The following is a 21186-nucleotide window of genomic DNA, read 5'->3' on the forward strand; positions in this document are numbered from 1 at the left end:
AAACAGGAAAGAAAAGTGTTGTCTTAAACGTAACGTCTTCAATGTCAACAAATTACAAACCTTGCTCATTTCTCGCGTATTTGCGACCAACTTTGATGTTGGTGATTTACACGCGAGTTATGAGAGACACTTTGTAAAGAAAATTCAGTATTTATGATCCGTCCATGCAGCGAACCAACAATTTGACAGATGCTGCTTTTTTAGTGCTTTTCGTAGTATGAAAATCTTTCTTTAGGGAATGAGCCGTGTATGTTCATGAACCATGTGGGCAGGCAAATAGCTTCTTGCTATCTGCAACAATGTGCGATAAATCTTGGCTATATACTTTGATATACATCAAGAAAAGCAAGTTGTTTTTGACAAAACACCCTTAGGTGCTTGCAATATAAGGAGATAACCTCTATCTTTGCATCGTGTTTTTCATGGTATTAGATTTAAGGTTAACAAAGATTGGACTACAGCGGTAGTCCTTTTTTTATTTATCTATATCGGTTCGTATCCAAGATTTTGTTCAGATAGGAAGGCTCAACAGTATATTGAGGAAAAGAGTGATATAAATTGACTTGTTGTCTTTCCTTCGTCTTATGATAGATGATTTGCTTTTATCCATAAGCAATATTAGGTGTACTCTTCAAAGTTTTGTCCCATTTTTCTATTTTGAGGGAACAAGACTATCCTAACTTTTCGCATTCAAGTAAAAAAATTATCTAAAAACTTGTGTATTCATAAAAATCAATTAAATTTGCAAAACTTAAATAATTGTTGCTACCTAAAATAAGAAAAGGTGGCAGCAGAGAAACACAGAATGAAGCGTGAACACCATGAGTTCTCGTTAGTTAACCTGACAACCTTTAAATTTTAACATTATGAATAACAAGCAGGAAAGCGAAATGACTTTCGTTGAGAAGTTACAAAACGCACCGAATCGAATCAAACAGATTGTCTGTACTCGTAAATTTTGGGTGGAATTAGTCGTTATGACGGTGGGAATGTTTGTGGCAGCCATGGGAGTGTACTTTTTTTTGATACCCAGTAAACTCATTATAGGCTCTATTACTGGCTTGTCCTTGGTGCTCGCTAAATTACTTCCTTTTGTGTCTGTGGGAACGATGATATTTGTTATTAATGCGATACTGCTTGTGCTTTCGTTTTTGCTCATCGGCAATGAGTTTGTGCCAAGACCGTCTATACAGCGTTGATATTAGGTCCGATGATTGACTTTATCGGTTCCATCGTTCCTATCCATGAATCTCTCTTCACCACTTACGTTGCAGGACAAGCCATTGCCAATCCTTGGTTTGACCTTCTTTGTTTCGTTCTCATCCTGAGTGCTTCACAAAGTATCTTGTTCAGTATCAATGCTTCTACAGGTGGATTGGATATTCTTGCGAAGATTTTCAATAAGTACCTCCATGTTAAGCTTGGTACTGCCGTAATGTTAGCAGGTGGTGCAATCTGTTGTACGGCTTTTGCAATTAATCCTGTTAGTTTAGTAATCATTGGTTTAATTGGAACATGGCTCAATGGTTTGATACTTAATCATTTTATGTCGGATATCAATTCTAAGACTCGTGTGTATATCATCTCCAAAGATTACCAGAAGATTTTGGATTTTGTCCTTCATACCATTCGTCGTGGTGTGACCATGCACGAGGTGATAGGTGGCTACTCTAATGAAAAGCAAATACAGTTGGAAATCGTTTTGACAAAAGAAGAATTTTCTACTTTGATTGATTTCATGAGTAAGGAAAGACTCAAAACATTTATTACCTCTGATACCGTGAGTGAAGTATATGGTCTTTGGAATAAGAAAGGACTGCTACGTACGGGAAATTATTGATACTGTCACGCCTTTTCAGAAACGGAGCACGATAGTTGCACTGTAAACATGAAATCTAATTTGTACTTACTATGAAATTAAAGATATATCTGCTTTTGCTAACATTCTATGGCATGGCGCTCTATGCACAAGAGTCCCAGCATGTAAATCTGTCTGTTGAAGCACGAGCAGACTACCAACGTGAATCGATTGACGGTGTGAAAGTTAATGATAAAACAGGCTTTAAGGGAAACATTTTTAACCTTATTATCAATGGAAATCTCTCACCTAAGTTCTCTTTTAAGTATCGACAACGCCTGAATGGCATTAACAAAGATTATACATTTTTTGATGCTACCGACTGGCTCTTCCTTACTTATCACGCTAACCAAAATTGGACTCTCTCTGGTGGTAAGTGGGCTGTGCTATGTGGACCGTGGGAGTTCGACCCAGCTCCTATTGATTGTTTTCAACTCTTTGAATTCTGTTACAACTTTCCCTGCTACGAGTGGGGACTGTGGTTGGGCTATCAAACGACGAATAAAAAAGACCAATTCTTCTTGCAAATGGTGGAAAGCCCGTTCCGGAAAGTATATAAGCGAAATAGTGGCATATCTTCAGAGATGTATGCCTACAACCTGATATGGTATGGGAGTCATGGTATCTTGCACACCGATTGGTCTGTCAACTTGATGGAGTATGCGCCAGGGAAATTTATCAATTACCTTTCTTTTGGTAATCGTTTCGATGTGGCTGACAATCTGCAAATAGGAGTGGATTACATGAACCGTGCCACCAAGGGGCAGACGTTCCTTTTCAAGGATTGCTCCATGACCGCTCGTGTCGATTACCAACCTACACCACAGGTTAACCTCTGGGCTAAGGCGAGTTATGACGTGAATCATGCAGGCGTAGACACCAATCCCGAGACAGCAACTCCTTTGACCGCACCCAATCAAAAGACCGCAGAACAATCCAAACCTCGCGCAGATCTGGTGTTATATGAAGGAACCGAAATCACACGTGTAGGTGCAGGATTGGAGTACTATCCACTGAAAAACAAGAATGTGCGTCTACATGCCAACTATAGTTACTGCTTTGGTAAGAACACCAATCCTACTGGTTACCTGCAAGACAAACATTCCATTCTTGACCTTGGGGTTACTTGGCGAGTGAATGTGATTAAGTAACTGTCAATCTTTCACAAGAGAAATAAAGAAAATAGCTCTTTATACGTTAAAATCTTGGCATTTTGGAAGAAAAAGATTAATTTTGCAAACAGAATATGTGAGATAAATCAAAAACTGTAAATATACAGTTTGCAGAATAGGATAACGGTTTCTCTATTTATTTTGTTATAAAATTATCAAATCAATGCTAAAGAGATGTTTTCGTCATAAAGGTAAATCCTTATTCATAATAATATGTGCAGGTTTCATGTTTTCAGCCACTTCCATGGAAATGCGTGCAGCCTGTCAAATTTGGCCATTCTCCAAAAAGAAGAAAAAAACAGAGAAGCCCATCTCTGCCTACAAGCGTCTTACAGGTCGTGACTCGGTAGAGATGCACGGTGTGTTCAATGTTATCAAGAAAGGGGATACGATTTATTACGAAATTCCCACCAGGTTGATGGGACGTGAGTTCCTTGTAGTGAACCGTTTGCAAAGAGTTCCTTCCGAACTCAACGAGTCGGGAGTGAACAAGGGTATCAATTATGAAAATCAGACGGTGCGCTTTGAATGGGACAAACGACAGAAAAGACTCATTGTTCGACAACAACGCATCACGCCCGAAGTTCCTGCATCTGCGGCAATGGCTGGTTCGGTGAAGGATAATTACATTGATCCCATACTTGCTAACTTGAAGATAGAAGGCATGGCGAACGACTCTTCTACCGTGATTGTGAAGGTCAATGACTTGTACAACGGCAAGGAGAATTTCCTAAATGATGTGTTCAATAATATTAACTTAGGCACAAGTCCTATTGCAAACTTGTCACGAATTATTGATATCAAGGCGTTTAAGAACAATGTCACAGCCACCTCTGAGCTAACAACGACCGTTCATGAGGGGAATAGTAAGGTAAACGTGACGGTAGTGGTGAGTTCTTCGCTCTCTCTCTTGCCAAAATATCCCATGCAAGGTCGTGAGGAGGATGCCTGTGTGGGATATTTCACCACCTCAAACATCCAATACAACGACTATCAAAACAAGGTAGAACCCAAAAACTATATCACTCGTTGGCGTCTCGTTCCTTCGGATACAGCCGCCTATCTGCGTGGCGAATTGGTAGAACCCGTTCAACCCATCGTGTTTTATATCGACCAAGCCGTCCCCAAACACTTGCGCCCATATATTAAAAAAGGTATGACAGATTGGAATAAGGCATTTGAGCGGGCTGGTTTTAAGAATGCCATTCAGGTGTTCGATTATACCGATAGTTTGGCGCAAGTGGGCGATGATATGGGCTACTCGGTGTTGACTTATGCTGCATCTACCAAAGCCAATGCCATGGGACCATCGGTCATTGACCCTCGTACAGGCGAGATATTGGAAGCAGATATCGTTTGGTGGCATAACGTACAATCTCTCATCAGTGAGTGGATCAAGGTACAAACGGGGGCGCAGAACCCACAAGCGCGCCGTATGCAATTGCCCGAAGAGTTGATTGGCGATGCTGTACGCTTCGTAGCCTGTCATGAAGTGGGGCATTCTTTGGGCTTACGACACAACATGATCGCCTCAAATGCCTATCCCACCGATTCGCTTCGGTCTGTAAGTTTCACTCAACGAATGGGCGGCACCTCCTCGTCAATTATGGATTATGCGCGTTTCAATTATGTTGCCCAACCGGGTGACGGGGTGAAAGTGATGTCGCCTCATATCGGACCTTACGACCTCATGGCAATAGAGTGGGGCTATCGCTGGTATCCGCAAGGCACAGATGAACAGCAGAAGTTGAACGATTTTTTAGGAAAACATCGTGGACGTTTGTATAAATATAGTGAGGCGCAGCCGCAGCGTACTGCCATCGACCCACGTGCCTTGAGCGAAGATTTGGGCGACGACGCTGTAAAGTCGGCACGATATGGTATTGCCAACCTCAAACGCATTGTGCCGAACATCGTCAAGTGGACCACTACAGGCGAGCCAGGACAAGACTACGATGAGGCTTCCAACCTTTATTCGGCGGTTATCTATCAGTGGAGTTTGTACCTATATCATGTCATGGCAAATGTGGGAGGCATGTACTTGGAGAACCTTACGGTTGGCGACGGACAGACATCATTCCACTTTGTCGAGAAAGACAAGCAGCGCCAGGCATTGCAATTCTTGTTGGATGAGGTGCTGACTGAGCCAAAATGGCTATTCGACACACCGCTCTCGAAGTTGACTTACTTACAACGTAAGACCCCATTGGGTGTAGAAGAGCAGCAACCTTTCTATATGTTGAAGAATCAGCAGAATTACATTTTGTGGGATTTGCTCAATAACGACCGCTTAATGCGAATGTATGAAAACGAATATGAGAATGGCAAAAAAGCGTTCACACCTGTAGAATTTATGGATATGTTGCATCGACATATCTTTAAGACTACCTTGGCAGCAAAGTCGCCCAATCTCTTGGAGCGCAATTTACAAAAGAGTTTTATCGATGCACTCATTACTGCAGCAGCCGAAGGAAAGGGTGTGAAAATCAACAAGAATCTATATGAAAACACTTTCCTTGACCAACCCGACAAGCAATTGGGCTGTCAGGAGGAAACTTACTTGAGCAGTAAATCAAGAAACATACAAATGACGAATACGCAGGTAACACGTAACAGCGATGCGTTGAGTTTGAAACGAGGCGAGATGATTCGTGTCATGAAACTATTGAAGAGTAGGTTACACCGCTCAGACACTACTACTCGTCTTCACTATGAGGACGTGATATTACGCATACAAACAGCTTTGGGATTAACGAAATAAGAAGAATAACAATGAAAAAGAAAACGATATACATGCTCATCGCCTTGCTGGCGTGTGTCTTGCAGGTGCAGGCACAAGAGCGAGTGATTACTGGTGTGGTGCTTGATGGCGACCTCAAGGACGAACCGCTCATTGGTGCAACGGTGGGAAAGGGCGCAGGTAAGGTGTCAACGGGTACGGTAACCGACTACGAAGGAAAGTTTAAGCTGTCTGTTGGAAAGGACACAAAAGCTATATCCGTTAGCTATGTGGGTTATACAACGCAAACTATTAGTCTGAAGCCAGGCGTTAATCATTACAAAATCGTGCTGATGCCCGATGCACATTCTATCAACGAAGTAGTTGTAACAGGTTATCAGCGCATTGACAGACGCAAACTGACAGCCTCTGTAACGACAGTCGATATCTCAGATAAGGCTGTGGGAGCGGTGAAGAACATTGACCAAGCCTTGGCAGGACAGATAGCCGGACTGTCTACCGTAAACAGTTCGGGTGCTCCAGGCGCACCAGTGAAGATACGTATTCGTGGTACTGCTTCCATCAATGGCACGCAGGAACCGCTGTGGGTATTGGATGGTATTCCTTTGGAGGGTACGGACATTCCGTCTATGGAAAACCTCAACGACATCGATGACATGTATCAAACGTCCATTGCAGGCATCAATCCCTCAGACATTGAGAACATCACGGTGCTGAAAGATGCAGCCGCCACAGCCATTTATGGTGCTCGTGCTGCCAATGGAGTTATTGTCATCACCACTAAGAAAGGCAAGGAGGGCAGACCAGTTATTAACTTTTCTGCCAAATACACCTATAGTCCAAAGTTGAATATCGACCGTCTGAACCTATTGAATGCTGACGAAAAAGTGGATTTAGAGTTAGGCTTGTTAGCTTCAGACTACACCTATCGTGAGCATAAAGGTGAGGTGGCGAACATTTTGAAAACACTCAACGAGATTGAGACATATAAAAGAGAAGGCAGGAATGCGCTTTCAGCATTGGCACAAACGCAGATCAATGCACTTCGCAACATTCATACTGATTGGAATGACATACTTTTCCGCCATGCCATGAACCAAGAATACAATGCAAGTATTGCAGGAGGGAGCAACCGTTCTGGTTATTATACATCGGTGGGCTATTACGATGAGCAAGGCAATGTGAAAGGTGTTGACAACAAACGCTTTAACATGACATTGAAAGCCGATTACCGTATCAATAAAATGTTAAAGTTGGGTGCGTCCGTTTACGCCAACCAACGGAAGCAAAACAGCTATCTCACCGACACCAATGGATTTACTAACCCGGTGTATTACTCACGTTTGGCAAACCCATACTTCCTGCCTTTTGTGGAGGGTAAGTATCATTACGATGTCAATGTGCAGGGAAAGGAAGACTCGTCGCTCGACTTCAACATCTTTGAAGAGCGAGAAAACACTTCGCACAAGCGTACCGACCGATCGCTCATGGCTATCTTTGACGGTGAATTGCAATTCACACCCGACTTGAAACTCACCTCGCAATTTGGCTTGCAGTATGACAACTACTCATTAGAGAAGTACGCTGGCGAGAACAGTTTTGCGATGAGAAAGGAACACTTCAATGCTACTTATGCTTATAAAGACGGCAAACGCTCGTATCTTCCAGAAGGAGGAATGCACAAAACTACCTCCTATAATAGTTTGCAGTGGACGTGGAAGGCTCTTTTAGAGTATGCACACCGCTTTAATAAGGTTCACGATGTTGAGCTTTTGGCAGGTACAGAGGTACGCCACATCAATTCTTCTTCTGTTTATTCAGCAGCATACGGTTACGATGCCCGTACGCTTACCACGCATCCTGTGATATTTCCAAATGAAACAACGGCAGAGAGTCGTCCGCTCCATCGTGAGAATCAAGCCGTGAATGCTTATGTGTCGTGGTTTGCGACTGGTTCGTACACGCTGTTTTATCGTTACACTTTGGGAGGCAGTGTGCGCTTCGACGGCTCCGATGTGTTCGGTGTTGCCAAGAAATATCGTTATCTGCCACTATATTCAGTGAGTGGGTTGTGGCGCGTACACCAAGAGCGTTTCGCCAAAAAGGCTAAATGGCTTAGCAACTTGTCGCTGCGTGCATCCTACGGAATCCAAGGAAACATCGATAAAAACACCTCGCCTTATCTCATTGGCTTTTATGACAAAACGTCGATATTGCCTGGAAAGGGTGAACAAATGATAAAGGCAGAGACAGCTCCCAACCCTGATTTGCGTTGGGAAAAGACGAAAAACGTGAACTTTGGAGTAGACCTTGGTTTGTGGAACAACGCCATAACGCTGTCGGCAGACTATTACTATCGCCGCAGTAGCGACCTCATCGGGATGCGTATGTTGCCACAAGAAACAGGGTTCTCGGCTACTACTATCAACTGGGCAAGCATGGAGAATAGCGGTTGGGAGATAGCCTTGGGGTCAAGAAACATTTACACCAAGAATTTCAAGTGGACCACCAACCTGAACTTAGGCTTCAACACCAATAAGATTTTGAATGAGAGCGTGGCAGAAAACTCTACCTATCCCAGTCGTGAAGGCTATCCTGTGGGTGCCTTGTTTGCCTACAAGACAGCGGGTTTGGATAAGGATGGATATCCCTTGTTTGTCAACAAAGAGGGTAATAAAGTGACCGTTGCCGAACTGCTGAAACTGAATAATGCTGGTGCCAGCACACTTTCGGCGTCCGAACAGCGAGCATTATACACCTATATGGGTAGTACCGACCCTAAAGTGTCTGGTGGTTTTATCAATCATTTTGAGTATAAAGATTGGCAATTAGGCATCAACTTCATTTTTAACTTGGGCATGAAGGTGCGTGTACAACCCTCTTATAACCCCACAACGTATGACAGAGGGCTAAATGTCAATCGTGACATCCTGCAACGTTGGACGCCAAACAACAACCAAACAGCTTTCCCCAAGTTGATGACGAAGGATGTGCGAGTGCCCGAGCATATTCAATATTCTGAATACAATACCTACAGTATGCTCGATACTTGGGTGAAAGACCGCAGTTATATGCGTCTGCAAAGCCTTCGCTTGGGTTACAAATTGCCCTCGAAATGGCTCAACAAGGTAGGTGTTACCAATGCGTCGCTGTCTTTAGAAGGGCGCAACCTCTTTGTCGTTGCTACAGACTACACCAACTATCTCGACCCCGAGACCATGGGAAACCCATTTGCCCAGCCTATGGCAAAAAGCGTTATCTTTGGTTTGAATATGAATTTTTAAGTTGAAAAGAAGATGAGAAAACTACATACATTCACGTTGTGTTTGGCCTTGTTGGCAGTGCTGACAAGCTGTGACAACTTTCTTGACATCGCTCCCACGGGTAAAGTGATTGCCAAGACAGGTGAGGAATATCGACAGATGCTTACCTATGAGTATTCCACATTTCCCGAAGATCGTGGCTTTGCCTCCCTTCGAAGTGATGAGTTAACGATGTCTCCCACCGCTACTTCGCCCGAAGATTACAGTTCGTATTTTGATATATGGCGGTGGAATGATGCCGCTCCTTCCACTTCTACAGCTGCTCCTAACTGGCGTCGCTACTGGCATGTTATTTATATCGCTAATTATATCATTGAAAACCAGGGTCAGATAACGCACGCAAGCAAGAAAGAAATAGAACAGTTGGTGGGCGAATGCTATATGCTCCGTGCCTATTGTCATTTCTTGTTGGCTAACCTGTTTGCCCAACCCTATACTAAGGTAAATCCTGAGACAACGCGAGGAGTGCCGTTGCAGTTGCTGGCAGATGTGAAAACCATTCCACATTGTAGTAGTCTGAAAGCCGTTTATGAGCAGGTACTGAGCGATATTGACGAGGCAGCCAAGCACCTCAATGTAGAGAAATGGGACGAAGGTCAGACCTACCGTTTCAATGTTATATCGGCACAAGCACTCAAGGCGCGTGTTTGTCTGTACAAAGGCGACTGGCAGGGAGCGTTAAAGGCGGCTCAAGAAGTGATGGCGAAGCATGGCGAACTGGAAGATCTCAATGCTTCGGGCGGCGTGTTGCCCAACCACTACAAGTCGGTTGAATCGATTGTAGCGCTTGAGCAGGTGATGACGAATAACTATAAAAAGGTAGGAAGACCGTCAGAAAGTGTCATCGGTATTTATAAAAAGGGCGACCAGCGTAAGTTACGGTATATGGAACGCAAGGGTTCGCAGACTTACCTACTGCTCAAAGGGGGTAGTAATGAGTATCGTTGCTCCTTCCGATCGGCAGAGGCATACCTCATTGCAGCAGAAGCTACCGCTCAAATGGGACAGCTTTCCGAGGCTCGCCAATATCTTTCTGCACTGATGGAGAAGCGGTACAAACCCGCTGTTTGCGCCAAGTATGTGGACGAGCTGAATGCCATGAATCAGCAGCAACTTCTTGCTGAAATCTATGACGAGCGTTTTAGGGAACTTGCTTTTGAGGGATTCCGTTGGGACGACCTACGTAGAACCACTCAACCCATGCTGACCAAGACCTACAAGGACGAGACTTTCCAGTTGAAGGAGCATGATGCACGTTATACCCTTCGTTTCCCTGCCGATGCCGTGGCAGCCAATCCTGAATTAGAGGTGTGGCCTATAAAATAGGCACCCCACACATTTTAATAAATTATGAACACTTTAATATTTAAGCGTATGAAAAAGTTTTTACTCATGTTTGTAGCTGTTGTGGCAAGTCTCACAGCACAAGCCCAGTTGTCTAATACGACCGCTACGTGGTCGAAGTCGATGACTCCTGTTACCGATGCTACCAAGCTCTCTGGCATCCACACCGTTGTAGCAGCCGATGGGAGCGTGTTTGTCACTGGTACTTATAACCAAGAGGTTACTTTTGGGACTTCCTCATTAGACCCTGATGGCCTGACACCTGCTTATTTGGCAAAATATGATGCTAACGGCAATGAAAAGTGGGCTGTAGGATTGGTAGGTAATTCACTCATTACCGACCTTGCTACTGATGCTGACGGCAATGTTTACCTTTTGGGAACTTTGGCAGAAGACGTTACGTTTGAGTCGGTTGATGACAATTCACAGAGCGTTCAAGGCATGAAGATTGATGGAACGTTCACGCCTGAACGCCGTGCTGCCTTTATAGCCAAATACGACAAAGACGGAAACCTCAAGGTGGTACATACCATTGAGGCAACACCCGATGCAGAATTAATGGCTTCGGGAATCTATTCTAACACAGAAGTAAAGGTCATTCCTTCTCAGTTAGCTGTTGTGGGCAGTAAGGTTTATCTTTCTTGTCGCTATTTGGGTGATGTGAAGTTTGATAAAGTTTCTTGGAAAGGCTGTTATACTGGTTTTCCAGGAGTATTCATGCAAGATAATGCGAGTTTTGGTTTGCTAACCTTAGATGCAGCAGATTTGAAGAATGCTACTTCTGTAGCTACTATCGGAGCTATGGAAAAGCAATCTGAAACACAGTCGTTAGTAGCTGATTTTGCTTTCACCGTGAGTGGTGACTGTGTTTATATTTCAGCCATAGGCGATGGCAAATTAGTTTTGGAAACAGCCAAGGGCGAAGATAAGTTTGAGATGAAGAATGACAATGGTAATTTGGCGCGAGCTTTTATCTTGGCTTCTATCCAAGGTTCTCAAGTGGTTGTAAAGGATTATCACACTCCAACAGAGGCGACGTTGGCACCTAACTACAGTATTTCTGGTATGAAAGTGTCGGACGGAAAACTGTATATGTGTGGAACAGTAGAAGGACATAATCCACTGGTGGCAACTTGTCCAGAGGTGGTAGGGGCAGCAGTGTTTGCAGCACAGCTTAATGTCAATGACCTTTCTGTAAATTGGTGTACTACCGATAGCTACGATGAAGGGGAAGTAAAGACCTATACGCAGCAGGTATCGGGTATGGTAGAGAATAAGGGAGAACTTTTGTTGGCAACTTTTGTTGAACAAAAGAGCGACAGAAAGGTTGTAAATTATCTCAACTATTGGTTTACGGCAGATGGAAAGATTAAACCAGCTGCTAACGATGCAGTGGCTTCTATGGCTACCAATAACAATGTAGTAGCAGTTGTAACAAAAGCAGACAAGACTACTACGGTTTCTATGTATCCTAAGAAAGTGGTTACTGGTGTTCAGTCAATAGTAGCAAATTCCTCTGAGCCTACTTACGTTTACAATCTTCGTGGGCAATATGTGGGAAGAACATGCCAAGGCTTACCAGCCGGTGTTTACATGGTGAAAACAGGTAAGCAGGTTCAAAAAGTGGTTGTGAAGTGATAGCACTTTCATAGAATACTCCTTCAGCGGTTGGTGTACAACTCGTTTTGATGTACACTGATTGCATGAGGCAGTAATGGAAAACAGGCTATTTTGTGCTGTAAAACAGATTGTTTTGGTGCGCAAAATAGCCTGTTTTGTTTTGATAGCTACCATGGATAGAACGATTAAAGATTGTTAATAGCCGAATTTGCGTATTTGCTAATCCCTGAAAAGCATTACCTTTATAGAGATATTTGCTTTTGATAACTTACAGCATTGATTGAATATTGAGAAGACTCACTATACATTTAGCTGTAAATATTTTAATACGTGATGAATAATTTGAAGTCATATTATCTCGAAAAGGAACAACAACTGGCGGCTGCCATTAGACAACTCAAAAGGAAAAACAAATGGTTTGTTGCTGGAGAAATATTTACCTTTGTCGTATTCTTAGGATTTTTGGTAGGGTACACCATTATAGATTGGGGGAATGTTTTGCTGATTCTGTCCTTCGTATCGTTGGGTGTGTATGCACTGGTGCGTTATTATGATGTGAAAAATGAGCGAACGATTCATCATCAAGAGGCACTTCGCAAAGTATATACGCAAGAACTACAGTATCTCTCAGGCGACTTTTCGTGCTTCGATGACGGAGAACGGTACGTGGATGCGCTACATTCGTTTACGTTCGATTTGGATGTGTTTGGGAAAGATTCGTTGTTTCAGCGCATCAACCGCACGGTGACCACGGGCGGTAGTGACTGGTTGGCGGCTCAACTGTCGTCGGTTGCCAATCGGTCTGCACGTGCTGATGCCGTTGATGAGTTGGCTTCTATGGAACCATGGCGAGCCGCATTCATGGCGTTAGGTGCTGACGGGAGGATTGATTCTGCCTTGATACGGCAGGCACTGCAAGAGATAAAATCGTTGCAAATACCCACTTTTGCCGCAAAGCGATGGACTTTCGTACTGGCGTGGCTGCTCATTGTCGGACTGTTTGCAGCTGTCGTGGCATCCGTGGCAGGCTTAGTGAGTGCCCAACTGCCTTTATGGTGGGGCATCTTGCATTTCTTTGGTGTATTTTTTGTTTGTTCGGGCGCTTGCAGAGTCATTAGTAAGGTGGTTGACAAGTTGCATGCACAGTTGCAGGTCTATGTACAGTTGATACGGCAGGTGGGTGAGACAACGACCTTTACCACGCCACAAAACGCCGCCATTGTCAATGTGTTGCAAGGAGCAAGACAGTCGTTCGACCAGCTGAATGACATTCTGAACGGCTTGGACAGGCGTGGCAACATCCTTGGGCTCTTCCTGATGGATGCGCTGTTCTTGAGCGATTACTTCTTGGTGCGTCGTTTTCTGCGGTGGCAAAGGCAGTATTTAGGTCAAGTACCTGTGTGGATAGATGCCATTAGCGAGATAGATGGTTTGGTGAGCATGGCGACTTTTCGTTACAACGAGCCACAAGCGGGTAGGGCAGAAGTGGTAGAGAGCGAGGAAATGGTGTACGAGGCGGTGGGGCTGTACCACCCTTTCTTGGGTGCAAAGGCGGTGCGGAACGATTTTACATTGCAGCATCGTCACTATTATATCATTACGGGAGCCAACATGGCAGGTAAGAGTACTTTCCTTAGGGCGTTGGGTATCAACTACATCTTAGCAATGAACGGCATGCCGGTGTTTGCTACATCGCTGCGTGTGTCGGCATATAGCCTGTTCAGTAGTATGCGTACCACTGACGACTTGGCGCATGGCATCTCTTATTTCAATGCCGAATTGCTGCGTCTGAAACAACTTCTTACGGCGTGTCAGCACAATTCGCAAACGCTGATTATTCTGGATGAGATATTGAAAGGAACCAACTCGGCGGACAAGCTCAATGGATCGCGCCTGTTTTTACAAGCAGTGTCGGCATTGCCTGTTACGGGTGTCATTGCCACACACGATTTGGAATTGTCGAAAATGGAGGGAGAACGGTTTCACAATTATTGCTTCGAGATAGCATTGGGCGCAAAGGTGTCTTACTCGTACAAAGTAACGCCCGGCGTGGCGCATAACCAAAATGCCACTTTCTTGTTAAGGGAAATATTAGAAACAATAATTGATGAGTAGGTAGGTGTGTCTTTCTTATTTTGTGTTTTTGTGTAACACGAGGTATAGCCTAAGGTAAATTTGATAAAATAAAAAATCCCCACCACCAGTATGTATTGAATAACCTTTGTTTTATGGTGCACAGAAAGTGATGTTTCTATGCACGTTTTCCTATGTACATCTTTAATACATTCTATGGGTGGGGATAAATGAGTGTGTTATTTAACTAACACTTTTTTCCCGTTGATGATATAAACGCCATGTTGCAATGTGCTGACTGTTTGTGCATCAGCATGGTTCATATATCTCTTGCCAGTAATGTCGTACACGCCAACTTTTGCCTGGGCTGCCTTGACGCCGCGAATGCCGGTAGTAATGTTGCTGGCTACATTTTTCCAGCCGTTTGCGCTTCTGTACTTATCCTCACTTCCTGCCGGTACTTCCAATACGAAATCGTCATCAGTGCCAGTGAAAATGTTTACATAATCAACAGGATCCATTTTAATGCCTCCGTAGACCCAGTCTTCACCTCCGTCAAGGGTTTGGGGTGGATTGACGGCAAGGCACACCGCTTTCTTTAGACTGCTGCAGTCACCAAAAGCACCCTCATCGGTACCAAAGAACGTTGTGAGCGTCTTTGGCAAGTACACCTCTGTGCATTTGGCATTATGGGCAAAAGCTCCCATGCCAATTGTTTCTACTTGTGTTTGCGAAAGGTCTACCTTCTTAAGATTGCAGGTGTGGAATGCTTTTGCCTTTATCTCTTTTAGATTCTTCGGGAAAGTAACAGTCTCTAAAGCCTTGCACTCCTCAAAGGCACTCTCGTCAATCAACGTGATGTTGTCGGGTAGTGTTATCTCCTTTAATTTGGGGCAACTCTTGAAACATTCTTTCTTAAGTGCGGTCAGTGACTTTGGCAAACTCACTTCCGTAAGGTTTTGGCAATCCCAGAAGATGTATTCGCCAAGGGTTGTTACCCCCACTTCCACGACTACCTTTTTGATTAAGGAACGGTCTAATGTGTGGTTGTCTGTTCCCCACGCATATCCAGAGTTGCCATCTGCGTGTTCCATCTCTCCAGTTCCGCTAATGGTAAGTGTGCCATCATCAGTAAACGCCCATTTCAAATTTTCACCAATAGAGCCGTTGTTGCCTGCCAGTGCACCCATGCAAATGAACAGGCTCATTGTTAACATGTAAATCTTTCTCATACTATAAAAATATTAAATTAAACATATTTAGGTAAAACCTATTTCATGATGTTTAGCAAGCGAAGGCAGGCATTTGTAATGCCCATGCCTTCTTATTTCGTAGGTACAACTACTTTCTTGACCTCAAAGTCAACCGATGAGTTGTTTGTATCGGATAATCTTTTTCCATTGAAACGTCGTGTAAGCATCTTGCCCGCACCGACTTCTAACTTGTCGTCAGCTTTGTCGTACACGCCATTCCAACCTTTGTCCAGTGTACCCGATATAGGGAAACTTTTTTCAGTAGTAACTCCTTTGAACCTTACGTTTACAGCATCTACGACCCATTGGTTCGGTAAGAACATGAGAATTTGTGAATGTGAGTGATGTCCACTCTCGTTCCACATGACATAGCGTCCATACTTTGCTGTCGGCTCTTCAATTTCTTTAAGCAACGCTTCATTTACCTTGGCATTGTTCATGTTCTCTTTTATCTTCTCGATAGGTTCTGCCAAACGTATCAGCGCAATGGTGAAGTTACGCTCAAATCCGAAAGGTACATACTCATCGTCGTCTTCATCCCATACTCCGACTTTCGATTTGTCCTCTTTCATTCTTTTTTCCTGCTCTTTGTCGTTTTCCTTGCAATAGAGGAAGGTCATGTGTGGAACGTTTTCGTTACCATTCTGTCCCCATTCAAAGTCGGCTTTGGAAAGGTCGATAAGCTTTTCGATACCTTTGTATTTGGTTGGATCTTCTCCATACTCTGTCAAATACTTCTTGTATCCTTCCGCATGATTGATGGCTCTCATGGCAATAACGATGGTTTTGCCTGCCTTTACGATGTATGGCATGCCACTTTTATCTTTAGGGAAGCCAATCATATTGGAAACGCCGAATCCTTTCTGCCTGTAATCGCAATTAGGCTTTTCAAAGTTGACATTGTCAACGGCGTTGTACTGACATAGAGCCAGAGCCATGTTCTCAAGGCTTATGTCATGGTCCGTAGGGTTGTAGACGGAAATAAACTTGTCGTCCGTTTCTTCAGATTTGTTACCGTAGGGTGTCTCCACGAAGTCTCCGGCATAGTATATGTCCTTTATAATTAGGTCCGCGCTTTCTGTCTCAGCGGTATTTTTCTTTTCTTCTGGTTGTCCGTCACGTGTACAGTTTGCGAAAAGCGCAATTGTTGCCAATGCGCATAGCATCATCTTTTTCATTTGTTAGTTTTTCTTTTTATCAGTTATTGTTGTTTAGTTATTCTTGTATGTCTCAACTCTTATTTCTTCTTGGTACGTGCATTGATGGAGTTAATCTTCCAGTATGCGGTCATGTCTAACGGTTTGCCCTTGCTGTCACGTCTGCACAGTGATGGTACACCTTTCGTGTAGTTCAGTGCGGAACTCATTTCAGCTACAAATCCCTTTCCGTTGGTGCGACGGATCAGCGCACCTTGTAATTGCGAAGGATCGAATGAAGGATTAGAAAAGTCGTTAATTCCAAAAATCCGCTTGCAGACACTTGCCGTTCCTCTGTCGTACCACCATACTTTTTCTTTCTTTTCTTCTGTTCCTTCCATTACAGCGTGTCCTGTCGCATCATATACTGTTACAGAGCTTGGACCTGTCAGCAAGTCCATTTTCTTCTCTGTCGAAGGACAAATAGTAAGGAAGTCGACAACCCAATTGTAATTCAGCTCAATAGCATTGACGCCAGCCATGCCAGTTGTGTTATATATCATGTGGTAGTATGCCGTTGGGTATTTTCTGTTCTTTTCTAATTCTCTTTTCTTCAGCGGATCTGTCTCGTCATTAATTTGGTCCTGCTCGGTTCCGTACAAATCATATAGTCGATACCAATTGTTGCGTGAGCGTGGCGATTCGTCAGGATAAAATCCGTTTTTGTCTTTTTCATGAGGCTTGGAAGCATCGCCATCAGGCAATTTCACCAAAGCAATGCGCATACTCTGGCTTGGTCCCTTAAATGGAAGTCCATCCCACAAAACAAGGTCACGCATGTTTGGAATATCCTTGTTGTCAAATTTGTCGTCAGGGTCATACATTCCGTTTTTCGGTTTATATTGGTTGCACAATTCAAAGGTTTTGTCCTTTGGAAGTTTACTATAGTCGGGCAAAGCCTCCCAGCCACAGTAATCTTTCTTTGCCTGCTCTTCTGTGGTCTCATTCTCGGCAAGGAATTTCTTCTTGTGATCACACGCATACTTCACTACGATAACACTATCACCAGGCTGTATGACATGTGGCTTTTTTGTCACAGGGTCATTGGGGAAGTACGACATTCCTCCAATGCCATAGTATCGCTTTGTGAAATCTCCATTACCGTCTTTTTGGAATGAATATTGTATACTTGGGTCGACAACATGATAAGCAAGTGCCATATTAGCAAGCGATATCGGTTGATTGGTAGGATTGTATATCACCAGATAGTTGGCATCTTCGTATCTTTCATATTGGCTTTTGAAGCCCAAGGAAGACAAATCCCTGTAAGTACAGTAACCAATGTAAAAAACTTCTTTGAAAATGAGGTGATCCACTGTTGAATTAGCATCTGTTCTGTCAGGCATGTCTCCATTTCTCTGGCATGCAGTGAATAGAGATGATAAAGCCATGAACGCTAGCATCAAGGTATAATTTATTTTTTTCATATTCTTGTTTTGTTTATTTGTTCTGATAATTTTTGTTGTTTATAATAATTGTATGAGTTAGAGGAACCAGTTGCCAAATGCGCCAAAGCCATGCGTCTTAACATTTTGGCTTGCTTCGTATGCTTGTTTTCCTGTCAACCCAATCTCTCTACCTAAGTAAAAATAATATGGTTCTGAAGGAGAAACATTTGTAGGATCTGAGTCGAACCTGTTGCAATATACCTTGATAGGTATGTTGAAGCGTATAAGTTCTTTCCATTCAGGAACCTCGAGGGTTGTATTCTTCGATTGCCAGAAAGGATTATAGAAAGGTGCGCAGGCTTTTTCGCTCTTCATCCAGTCCCAATATCCAGCATAGTCAAGTTCCTTCTTGGCAATGGTGGCCTTAGGAATATATGCCTTCTTTCCCTTTTGACATTTCATAACTCTTACGGAAAGATAGAAGTAGGGCAATATATATGAAGGACGGCTATACACTACAGACTCACCAGAAAAACCTTTAACCATGAAAGGCCATGTGTCTTTTTTCTCTCCAGACCCATATCGTCCATCTATTTCAGGTCTAAAGTTAGATGAAGGCTCGTTAGCCTCATAGTAAAAGTTGATATGTCCTTTTAGTCCTACACAGTCCTTGTCATAAGAAACGCATGAATTAGCATCGGTGGCATCAAGGGGCGGCAGCAACCTAATGTTGTAAAACTCGCGCATACCGTCAGCCATGGCATTCTGATGCCATGTGTCACGGTAGGCATATTCAAACAAATTCTTGGTTGCATTTTGTCTACGCATGAAGATATCGTGACCTAAAGTTTCATCCTTATCTACTCCTTCGAAATAAGGTGATACGACAGGATGATCGTCTACTTTGCCATCTTTCCCATTTTTGTCAACTTCCCATGTACCTCTACAGTCTTCAATCTTGTATGGGTTACCCTTATCGTCAACATCGCTGATAGTAAAGAATATTTGATACTCATCAGAGTGTTTGTATATCTCATCGTTAAGCAACTTTCCATCTTTATCCAAGAAGTACAAGCATATACCCCAAAGGTTTTTATCTCCACCTATAAGACGAATGTAAGGTTGCTGGGGAGTAGGTTTGCCTAACTTCTTTTCAAAAACAGTTTGAATACTCTTTTCCCACTCCACCTTTACAGTAGGAAACTTTTGTGAGTTGTTTTCTACTATTACAAATTCTTCTTGTCTCCATGGCGCTGCTGGGTAAACATAATTGCCATGAAATTTTTCATCTCCGTGTGAGTGTCCTTCCTTGAACATGACTAAGCAACGAGCCCAGTTGTTGAATGCGCCATCTTGGTCGGGGTTACTCATGGCATCACCAAAGGGAGCTTTTTTCTTCAAGCTGTCAACCATGGCATCTGCACCGCTGTGTGGTACTTCTTTGTGTTCAAGTGGGTTTTCGTTGTAATTGATGTTCATGTTTCCAAAGATGAAATCATCACATGATGTACATAGCATCAATATAAGAACGAAACAAAAACTATATTTTTTCATTTTATTATTTTATTGTAAATGTCTTGATTAGAAAGTCCAGTATAATTGGCACTTTGCTAAATACTCTCACTCCTTTTAGCCGTGTATGTAAATTTTCTTTAGTTAGGAGAACGTGTCAGCCATCTGAGGAATGATGATGCGCAAAAGCCTTCCATTTAGCTGAAGTCTACATGACGAATATATTCTTGCGATTTCTGGACAACAAATATTGAGGATTGAAGAAATAATTCTTGATTTCATTGTTATCCATGTGAGGATAGAACTTTTTGAAATCTTCCACGAACTTCTCGTCTCCATCTTTCATGTCCGCAATGACACGGAATGTTAAAGGAATATCAATGTCGTGATTACTCCATTCTGATTTTATTTCATTAAAATTATAAAGTCCTCTACCTTCTCCATTACCGAATGTTGGAATTTCAGAACAAGTCTTTGAGTCGGCATCTGGATTATCATTTCCATATTTGGGCCAAATAGTATTCTTTGATTTATCCATTTGTGATACGATGTTGCATAGACTTATTTGCATCGCAAATTCGGTGTTGGCTTGGCTAAACTGCAACACGCCCTTGAATCCCATTCTGTCCAAATTGTTTGGACCCTTACCTATTCTCCGGCATTGATGCAGCAATTCCACGAAGTCGCCTTGTCTTTGTCTCAGTGCATTTGTACCATCGTCAACTACGCCACCGTCACCGCTACCTTCTTGATATTCATATCCCAATTGTTTTTCAAATGGGTCGGTATCTCGGTATTGGTATGTAAACAACTTGTTGGCAAGTTCTGCTGCATGTGGCATGGTGAGTGTTTGAAAGAATTTATAGCCATTTTCAGTCCATGTGGCTTGATCTCTTTTCAGCGTAGGGAATATATTTATCGCTTTGTCTATCAGAGTGCTGTCATACGGCATGATTTCTGATTTGTTTCCACTTTCAGGTGCAAGCAGTGCATTGGTAGTGGTGATGTCACAGGTCTTTAACTTGTCGCCCTCCATCTCAAAGGTAAGCTCCGGATAATAAGTGGATTTCTCATCCAGTGTGTGTGGATAAAAACCCTGCTTACTGTTCTTGGATATGGTTTTACCGTCTATAGTGTAACTGTGTTCCAATACTTCGTTGCCAATGGTAAAGAAGTGTTGGTGCTGTACCAGCGTGGAGTTATCGAGGTCTGGGTCTCCATTTTTCTTGTAATAGAACTGTATGAACTCACCATTTATTTGTTGGTGGTTGGCTCCATAATACGTAAGCTCAAGTCCGTAATAAACGTCATCTGACGCAACTACATCAAAATGGTCGCGCTGACTGGTAATTTGCATTTGTCCGTTGTCGCCCTTGCTTATCTCAATTTGTTGCATGAGCGGATAGTTTGTCGGTTTATCCGTGTTCACGCTTATCATGTTGTACGAGTCTTGTTCGTAGGTGTTGTCTATACTGTTGTCTGCACCAAAGTTTCCAACCTTTATGTTACCGCCCTTGAACCCCATTCTAAGTACGGCGCTCACTGCATATATCTGTGAGTGTCCCTTGCCATTGTACTCAATAGAAGCAGGAGGAGCTTTTACTACTGTTTTCAAGAAATCATCAACATCATTGGTAGAACATGCGGCAAGCATGCAGCAGCATCCTACAGCTAAAATAGTTGAACGCATTATTGTCTTATATTGTA

11 protein-coding genes and 1 pseudogene are annotated in these 21186 nt (G+C 43.1%); 7 read left to right on the forward strand and 5 right to left on the reverse strand.

Translation table 11 applies throughout. The annotated features are described in order from the left end of the window. Window positions 1-866 precede the first annotated feature (866 nt). The 7 genes and pseudogenes from HMPREF9304_RS15150 (at window position 867) to HMPREF9304_RS03830 (ending at window position 14172) form a co-directional block, all read left to right on the forward strand. Window positions 867-1840: pseudogene (locus tag HMPREF9304_RS15150) on the forward strand (YitT family protein). Window positions 1841-1911: 71 nt separating this feature from the next. Continuing rightward, a complete protein-coding gene (locus HMPREF9304_RS03805) occupies window positions 1912-3009 on the forward strand; it encodes a porin (protein WP_036926595.1) in 1098 nt (365 codons plus the stop codon). Between the two features lie 265 nt (window positions 3010-3274). After that, entirely contained in the window at window positions 3275-5791 is a 2517-nt protein-coding gene (locus tag HMPREF9304_RS03810; RefSeq protein ID WP_231564457.1) for a zinc-dependent metalloprotease, read from the forward strand. 11 nt (window positions 5792-5802) lie between these two features. Next, window positions 5803-9054: a SusC/RagA family TonB-linked outer membrane protein gene (locus HMPREF9304_RS03815; RefSeq protein ID WP_036926601.1), complete on the forward strand. Its 3252-nt coding sequence runs from the start codon at window positions 5803-5805 to the stop codon at window positions 9052-9054. A 12-nt stretch (window positions 9055-9066) separates the two neighbouring features. Then, window positions 9067-10419: a RagB/SusD family nutrient uptake outer membrane protein gene (locus tag HMPREF9304_RS03820; RefSeq protein ID WP_036926603.1), complete on the forward strand. Its 1353-nt coding sequence runs from the start codon at window positions 9067-9069 to the stop codon at window positions 10417-10419. Between the two features lie 48 nt (window positions 10420-10467). Then, complete coding sequence (locus tag HMPREF9304_RS03825; protein WP_036926606.1) at window positions 10468-12075, forward strand: hypothetical protein; 1608 nt, start codon at window positions 10468-10470, stop codon at window positions 12073-12075. Between the two features lie 315 nt (window positions 12076-12390). Beyond that, entirely contained in the window at window positions 12391-14172 is a 1782-nt protein-coding gene (locus HMPREF9304_RS03830) for a MutS-related protein (RefSeq protein ID WP_008122981.1), read from the forward strand. A gap of 197 nt (window positions 14173-14369) precedes the next feature. Here HMPREF9304_RS03830 and HMPREF9304_RS03835 read toward each other — a convergent pair whose 3' ends face one another. The 5 genes from HMPREF9304_RS03835 to HMPREF9304_RS03855 form a co-directional block, all read right to left on the reverse strand. Further along, the gene (locus HMPREF9304_RS03835) at window positions 14370-15362 is read right to left on the reverse strand and encodes a leucine-rich repeat domain-containing protein (protein WP_036926608.1); all 993 of its coding nucleotides are present in this window, start codon (window positions 15360-15362) and stop codon (window positions 14370-14372) included. 92 nt (window positions 15363-15454) lie between these two features. Next, window positions 15455-16561, reverse strand: a complete 1107-nt coding sequence (locus HMPREF9304_RS03840) for a DUF4876 domain-containing protein (protein WP_036926610.1) — start codon at window positions 16559-16561, stop codon at window positions 15455-15457. Between the two features lie 59 nt (window positions 16562-16620). Beyond that, window positions 16621-18006 (reverse strand): hypothetical protein, encoded by a 1386-nt coding sequence (locus HMPREF9304_RS03845; protein WP_036926613.1) that lies wholly within the window; start codon window positions 18004-18006, stop codon window positions 16621-16623. Window positions 18007-18063: 57 nt separating this feature from the next. Further along, window positions 18064-19521, reverse strand: a complete 1458-nt coding sequence (locus HMPREF9304_RS03850) for a hypothetical protein (RefSeq protein WP_036926615.1) — start codon at window positions 19519-19521, stop codon at window positions 18064-18066. A gap of 166 nt (window positions 19522-19687) precedes the next feature. Continuing rightward, on the reverse strand, window positions 19688-21133 hold the full coding sequence (locus HMPREF9304_RS03855) for a hypothetical protein (protein ID WP_036926641.1): 1446 nt from the start codon (window positions 21131-21133) through the stop codon (window positions 19688-19690). Window positions 21134-21186 lie beyond the last annotated feature (53 nt).

Origin of the sequence: Hoylesella timonensis S9-PR14 (assembly GCF_000762405.1) — a bacterium.
GTDB lineage: Bacteria > Bacteroidota > Bacteroidia > Bacteroidales > Bacteroidaceae > Prevotella > Prevotella timonensis_A.